At 69.9% G+C, this 1,351-nt stretch carries 1 protein-coding gene; it reads left to right on the forward strand.

What is annotated here, in order from left to right:
- The first annotated feature begins 623 nt into the window (after positions 1 to 623).
- Positions 624 to 1,328, forward strand: coding sequence for a transposase (locus tag N4G66_RS45110; protein ID WP_261710142.1), 705 nt, complete (start codon positions 624 to 626; stop codon positions 1,326 to 1,328).
- Positions 1,329 to 1,351 lie beyond the last annotated feature (23 nt).

Below are 1,351 nucleotides of genomic sequence, written 5' to 3' on the forward strand. Positions count from 1 at the left end.
GACGGCCGGACCGTCCGGTCCGCCCGTGTCCTGAGACGGTGCGTCCGGGTTCCGGCGGATCCCGCACACACATGTCGGGGTGTGACGCGCGGGTCGTTCTGTCCGGCGGCAGGGCGTTCGGACGGGCGGCGTCTGCGTCAGCCCTGGCTATTCACCGGAATTGACGGGCTGACGCCCCGACAGTAGAAAGGTGCCGTTGACCTGCAAGGATGCGTTTGTTGAGGACGTATCGGGCAGAAGATCAAGGCATTTTTCTGGTGACCGAGCGTACAGGGTGGGGCCGGCGGCCGGCCGTGCGGGCCGACGGCAAGGGACTGGTCGGACACGCTGGGGGAGGTACTGCTGCGACGGTGCGGACCGGGTCGGGCTGGCCGAGGCGTTGGCGAGGGTGTTGCCGGTGGGCGGGCCTGGCCAGCGGAACCGGTGCGCGCTGCTGGTGCAGCTCGCGGTGTCGATCACGCTGGGGCGACGAACCTGCTGGAGGCCGAGCGGCTCCAGCTCCGTCACCGGCCGTTGTTCGGTCCGCCCGCCTCGGACTCCACCGCCCGCCGGACCCTGGCCGCACTCGACGAGACGACGCTGGGGCAGGTGGCGAAGGCCCGCCGTCGGGTGCGTCGGCATGTGTGGTCCCGACTGCACCTGCGGCCCGGGGACTTTCCCTGGCTGACGGTTGCCGGGGCCGGCGTCTGACGGGCTGGATCGTCATCGACCTCGACGCCACGATCATCACCGCCGCCTCGAAGAAGGGGCTCGCGGCGGTCACGTTCAAGAAGACCTTCGGGTTCCATCCGCTGGTGGCCTGGTGCGCGAACACCGGAGAGTCCCTGGCCATGGAGCTGCGGCCGGGCGATGCCGGCGCGAATACGGTCGCCGATCACGTCCGGGTCCTGGTGTCCGCACTGGAACAGATGCCTGACTCCTCCCACGCCGAAATCCTCGTCCGGGTCGACGGCGCGGGCGCCACCCACGGCCTGCTGAAGCATCTTGAAGCCCTCAACACCGCACGTCGGAAGGTCCGTTACACGGTGGGCTGGAAGATGACCGATGCCGACGGGACAGCGATCGCCAGGCTCCCGGAGCGGGCGTGGGAGACCTCGCTGAAGCAGAACGGCGAGACGCAGGAGGGCTACTTCGTCGCGGAGCTGACCGGCCTGAACATCCACGAGGGATGGCCGCAGGGGATGCGGCTGATCGTCCGCCGGGTGCAGCCCTCAAGGCGGCGGTTCGCGAAGCTGACCGCCGCCTCGCCCTCCACGACGTCGATCACCTCGCCGCCGCCGAGCCGGACACCGTGCGCTTCCGGCTTTACCACCTGCCCGCCCGCCTGACGAAACACGCCCGTGGCCGATGG

The sequence above is a fragment of the Streptomyces rhizosphaerihabitans genome (assembly GCF_025399795.1).
In the GTDB taxonomy this organism is placed as follows: domain Bacteria; phylum Actinomycetota; class Actinomycetes; order Streptomycetales; family Streptomycetaceae; genus Streptomyces; species Streptomyces rhizosphaerihabitans.